At 55.6% G+C, this 5746-nt stretch carries 2 tRNA genes and 3 rRNA genes; all 5 read right to left on the reverse strand.

The annotated features are described in order from the left end of the window. Positions 1-45: 45 nt before the first annotated feature. Positions 46-162: ribosomal RNA gene (rrf, locus tag K8640_RS42200) — 5S ribosomal RNA — on the reverse strand. 163 nt (positions 163-325) lie between these two features. Continuing rightward, positions 326-3289, reverse strand: a 23S ribosomal RNA gene (locus K8640_RS42205). A 260-nt stretch (positions 3290-3549) separates the two neighbouring features. Then, a tRNA-Ala gene (locus tag K8640_RS42210) sits at positions 3550-3622 on the reverse strand. 69 nt (positions 3623-3691) lie between these two features. Next, a tRNA-Ile gene (locus K8640_RS42215) sits at positions 3692-3768 on the reverse strand. Between the two features lie 221 nt (positions 3769-3989). After that, positions 3990-5527: ribosomal RNA gene (locus K8640_RS42220) — 16S ribosomal RNA — on the reverse strand. Together the 16S, 23S and 5S rRNA genes with 2 tRNA genes alongside form the textbook arrangement of a ribosomal RNA operon. Between the last annotated feature and the right edge of the window lie 219 nt (positions 5528-5746).

The raw sequence follows: 5746 nt of genomic DNA on the forward strand, positions 1-5746 counted from the left end.
AGAAAAGCCCCCGTCGCACGAGGCGACGAGGGCTTCTCAAAAAGAATCCGGCAGCGACCTACTCTCCCACGCGGTTTCCCGCGGAGTACCATCGGCTCTGGAGGGCTTAACTTCCGTGTTCGGGATGGGAACGGGTGTGACCCCTCCGACATTGCCACCGGAAAACAAGAGACAGTGCATACGAAGGGTAAGTTGCAGCATTCTGCGAGTATCAAGCCTCGCTGTGCTTTAAAGAAGTTTCTTCCGGGTGAATGCGCATGCATTCAAGCCTCGGCCTTGGCCCCGAGTCCCTTACTCCCCTTGAGGGGGCGCGCAAGAGATAGGGGGAAGTAAGCCGCTCGACCAATTAGTACTGGTTAGCTCAACGCGTTACCGCGCTTACACACCCAGCCTATCAACGTCGTAGTCTTCGACGGGTCTTCAGGGGCTTGCGCCCGGGATACCTGGTCTTGAGGTCGGTTTCCCGCTTAGATGCTTTCAGCGGTTATCCAATCGGCACATGGCTACCCAGCGATGCCTCTGGCGAGACAACTGGTACACCAGCGGTGCCTCCAACCCGGTCCTCTCGTACTAAGGTCAGAGCCTCTCAAGTATCCTACGCCCACAGCAGATAGGGACCAAACTGTCTCACGACGTTTTGAACCCAGCTCGCGTACCGCTTTAATTGGCGAACAGCCAAACCCTTGGGACCTGCTCCAGCCCCAGGATGCGATGAGCCGACATCGAGGTGCCAAACCTCCCCGTCGATGTGAACTCTTGGGGGAGATAAGCCTGTTATCCCCGGAGTACCTTTTATCCGTTGAGCGATGGCCCTTCCATTCAGGACCACCGGATCACTATGACCTGCTTTCGCACCTGCTCGACGTGTCCGTCTCGCAGTCAAGCTCCCTTATGCCATTGCACTCGCCGCCCGGTTTCCAATCGGGCTGAGGGAACCATCGCGCGCCTCCGTTACTCTTTGGGAGGCGACCGCCCCAGTCAAACTACCCACCAGACAGTGTCCCAATCCCGGCTAACGGGACATGGTTAGACACCAGAAATCAACAGGGTGGTATTTCACCGTTGCCTCCACCGAACCTAGCGGCCCGGCTTCAAAGGCTCCCACCTATCCTACACAGTCAATCCCTAGTGTCACTGTCAAGTTATAGTAAAGGTTCACGGGGTCTTTCCGTCTTGCTGCGGGTAAACTGCATCGGCACAGCTATTTCAATTTCGCTGAGTCCCTCTCCGAGACAGCGCGGAAGTCGTTACTCCATTCGTGCAGGTCGGAACTTACCCGACAAGGAATTTCGCTACCTTAGGACCGTTATAGTTACGGCCGCCGTTTACTGGGGCTTCGGATCATCGCTTCGCCTTGCGGCTGACGAATCCCCTTAACCTTCCAGCACCGGGCAGGAGTCAGACCCTATACGTCGGCTTGTCGCCTTCGCAGAGTCCTGTGTTTTTGGTAAACAGTCGCTACCGCCATTTCTCTGCAACCTCTCTCGGCTCCAGCTGTACGCCTTCACCTACCAGAGGCCCACCTTCTTCCGAAGTTACGGTGGAAATTTGCCTAGTTCCTTGGAGGAGAGTTCTCTCAAGCGCCTTAGGATTTTCTCCTCACCCACCTGTGTCGGTTTACGGTACGGACACCCTGCAAGCTCCCTACGGGACTTTTCTTGGAAGCAGAGCATCGACGACTTACCCCTTACGGGGCGCCATAAGGTCTCGAGGATAGCTGCCGCGCCTTTATTCGTACGCGACACCCCTACGCCTTTAGACTGACACAACCGCCGGTCAGCTCGTCTAGCTTTCTCCGTCCTCCCTTAGTTCAACGCTTGCAAGATGGCGCGGGAATATTAACCCGCTTTCCATCATCTACGCCTTTCGGCCTCGACTTAGGTTCCGGCTAACCCTGGGAAGATTAACTTGACCCAGGAAACCTTGGGTTTACGGCGAGGGGGTTTCTCACCCCCTTTATCGCTACTCATTTCGGCATCAGCACTCCCAACCGCTCCAGTCGCCCTTTCGGTCGGCCTTCGCTGCAGTTGGAACGCTCCCCTACCGCCATACGCTTTACGTATGACCCGAAGCTTCGGCACTAGTCTTGAGCCCCGTTACATTTTCGGCGCGGCCTGTCTTGACCAGTGAGCTATTACGCTTTCTTTAAAGGATGGCTGCTTCTAAGCCAACCTCCTGGTTGTCAATGACCTGCCACATCCTTTCTAGTGTTCACTTAGACTAGATTTGGGGGCCTTAGCTGTCGGTCTGGGTTATTCCCCTCTTGCCAATGGACGTTATCACCCACTGACTGCGTCCCGGGCTAACAATTACTGGCATTCGGAGTTTGGTACGGTTTGGTAATCTGGTGAGACCCCTAGCCGTTCCAGTGCTCTACCTCCAGTATTGAATTGCCCGAGCCGATACCTAAATATCTTTCGGGGAGAACCAGCTATCACGGAGTTTGATTGGCCTTTCACCCCTACACACAGCTCATCCCAGAAATTTTCAACTTTCATGAGTTCGGTCCTCCATGCGGTGTTACCCGCACTTCAACCTGGCCATGTGTAGATCACCCCGCTTCGGGTTATAATACACGCAACTAATTCGCCCTTTTAGGACTCGCTTTCGCTCCGGCTCCACCTATCGGCTTAGCCTCGCTACGTATATTAAGTCGCCGAATCATGATGCAAAAGGTACGCTCTCGCTCTGGCTTGCGCCGTAGAGCTCGAACTGCTTGTAGACATGCGGTTTCAGGTTCTTTTGACTCCCCTTGCCGGGGTTCTTTTCACCTTTCCCTCGCGGTACTTGTTCACTATCGGTCGCCAAGGAGTATTTAGCCTTACCGGATGGTCCCGGCTGATTCAGGCAGGATTGCACGTGTCCCGCCTTACTTGGGTAACCCACTCAGCTCCAACCAGCTTTCGCGTACGCGACTATCACGCTCTTTGGTGCCCCTTTCCAGAGGCTTCCGCTAGCCAGTCAAAGTCCTACCGTGGACCCGCTACCCCGACGCCACTTTCGTGACTTCGGTTTGGGCTTCTCCCATTTCGCTCGCCACTACTTTGGGAATCACTCATTGTTTTCTCTTCCTCAGGGTACTGAGATGTTTCACTTCCCCTGGTTAGCTCCTTCCTACCTATGTATTCAGTAGGAGGTAACACCGCTATTCGCAGTGCTGGGTTTCCCCATTCGGACATCTCCGGATCAACGCTTGGTTGACAGCTCCCCGAAGCTTTTCGCAGCCACCCGCGTCCTTCATCGCCTCTTGGCACCTAGGCATCCACCGCACGCCCTTAGTAGCTTACTTGCCCTAATCTCTTGTCCAACGCCCGCCTCCCGGCGGATTGTCGAAACTCGAAACCAAGGCCCAGACCCCTGCTCTTCGCAGCAGGCCCGGAAGATTCACTTCTAATTCGCTTGTAGAAACACCGCCTCTCACCTCGCCTCCCGGCGACGGTTTCGGCAGTGCTTTCTGCGAGAACTTGTTACTCAGCAGAAATTGCAACTTACCCTTCGTATGCACTTGTCAAAGAACGCTTCCCACTCGAACTGCAGGGAAAATCGTAGTGGAGCTGATCGGAATCGAACCGACGACATCCAGCTTGCAAAGCTGGCGCTCTCCCAACTGAGCTACAGCCCCTTAAACCAGGCCATCCTACCATGCTGGGTGCGTCACCACTTGCCCCTCTCGACTTACGTCTCGAGGAAGTGGTGGGCCTAGGTGGACTTGAACCACCGACCTCGCGCTTATCAGGCGCGCGCTCTAGCCAGCTGAGCTATAGGCCCAGGGAGCTACCGCGTCGATTCTTCCTACAGCGTCCTTCATTCTCAAAGAGCTGGTGCTGCAGTCGCCTGCGCACTCAGTCCTTCAAAACCAAACAGCAAGCCCGAAGAAGTCGAGTCGGATTGGACTCGGAAACGTTGACCTGGTCGACCTGACGCAGCCCGAAGGCTGCTGGCATCGCCTACTCGCACCGAAGTGCGTGTCCGATGCCCGGTCTCCTTAGAAAGGAGGTGATCCAGCCGCAGGTTCCCCTACGGCTACCTTGTTACGACTTCACCCCAGTTACCGACCACTCCTTGGGCATCTCTTGGTGAGATGACTTCTGGAGCAATCGACTCCCATGGTGTGACGGGCGGTGTGTACAAGGCCCGGGAACGTATTCACCGCAGCGTGCTGATCTGCGATTACTAGCGATTCCGCCTTCATGGAGTCGAGTTGCAGACTCCAATCTGAACTGAGACCGGTTTTATGCGATTAGCTCCCCCTCGCGGGTTGGCAACGCTCTGTACCGGCCATTGTAGCACGTGTGTAGCCCTGGTCATAAAGGCCATGAGGACTTGACGTCATCCCCACCTTCCTCCGGTTTAACACCGGCAGTCCCTCTAGAGATCCACTTGCGTGGCAACTAAAGGCGAGGGTTGCGCTCGTTGCGGGACTTAACCCAACATCTCACGACACGAGCTGACGACAGCCATGCAGCACCTGTCTCTCGGTTCCCTTGCGGGCACTCCCTCATCTCTGAGAGATTCCGAGGATGTCAAGACCAGGTAAGGTTCTGCGCGTTGCGTCGAATTAAACCACATGCTCCACCGCTTGTGCGGGCCCCCGTCAATTCCTTTGAGTTTTAGTCTTGCGACCGTACTTCCCAGGCGGAGAACTTAATGCGTTAGCTACGGCACCGCGGGGGTCAACTCCCACGACACCTAGTTCTCATCGTTTACGGCGTGGACTACCAGGGTATCTAATCCTGTTTGCTCCCCACGCTTTCGCGTCTCAGCGTCAGTTACCGTCCAGGTGGCCGCCTTCGCCACCGGTGTTCCTCCCCATATCTACGAATTTCACCTCTACTTGGGGAATTCCGCCACCCTCTCCGGCACTCAAGCACGACAGTTTCGGGCGCACTTCCTCAGTTGAGCTGAGGGCTTTCACACCCGACTTGTCACGCCGCCTACACGCGCTTTACGCCCAATAATTCCGAACAACGCTTGCACCCTCTGTATTACCGCGGCTGCTGGCACAGAGTTAGCCGGTGCTTCTTCTCCCGGTACCGTCAAGCCGTAGCGTGTTGGGCTACGGGTTTTCGTCCCGGTCGAAAGTGCTTTACAATCCGAAGACCTTCATCACACACGCGGCGTTGCTGCGTCAGGCTTTCGCCCATTGCGCAAAATTCCCCACTGCTGCCTCCCGTAGGAGTCTGGACCGTGTCTCAGTTCCAGTGTGGCTGATCGTCCTCTCAGACCAGCTACCCGTCGTCGCCTTGGTGGGCCATTACCCCGCCAACTAGCTGATGGGCCGCGGACTCATCTGGTTGTGATAGCTTGTATACAGAGGCCACCTTTTCCCTCAGTCTCCGAAGAAACCGTGGGCTTATCCGGTATTAGCCAATCTTTCGACTGGTTATCCCGAGCATCCAGGCAGATTATCCACGTGTTACGCACCCGTGCGCCGCTCTACTAAGGGTTGCCCCTATTCGCGCTCGACTTGCATGTGTTAGGCACGCCGCCAGCGTTCGTTCTGAGCCAGGATCAAACTCTCCAATTTTTATTTTGAAGGTTGAACCGGCGTCAGCTGAGGCCCGGCTAAGGAACCTCAACTCGCTGATTCACTACGAGGCCCTGCCGGTATGCGCTTCTCAGCGCTCCCTGACTGGGGCCTTCTCAAAGATTGACTGCGGTTTCCGCAATCCTTCTCTTCTTCTTGGGCTTGCTATTTGGTTTTCAAAGACCGAGTCGCTTGTTTCTACCGCGACTTCTTGCTACC

The sequence above is a fragment of the Myxococcus sp. XM-1-1-1 genome, assembly GCF_020037095.1.
In the GTDB taxonomy this organism is placed as follows: Bacteria; Myxococcota; Myxococcia; order Myxococcales; family Myxococcaceae; genus Myxococcus; species Myxococcus fulvus.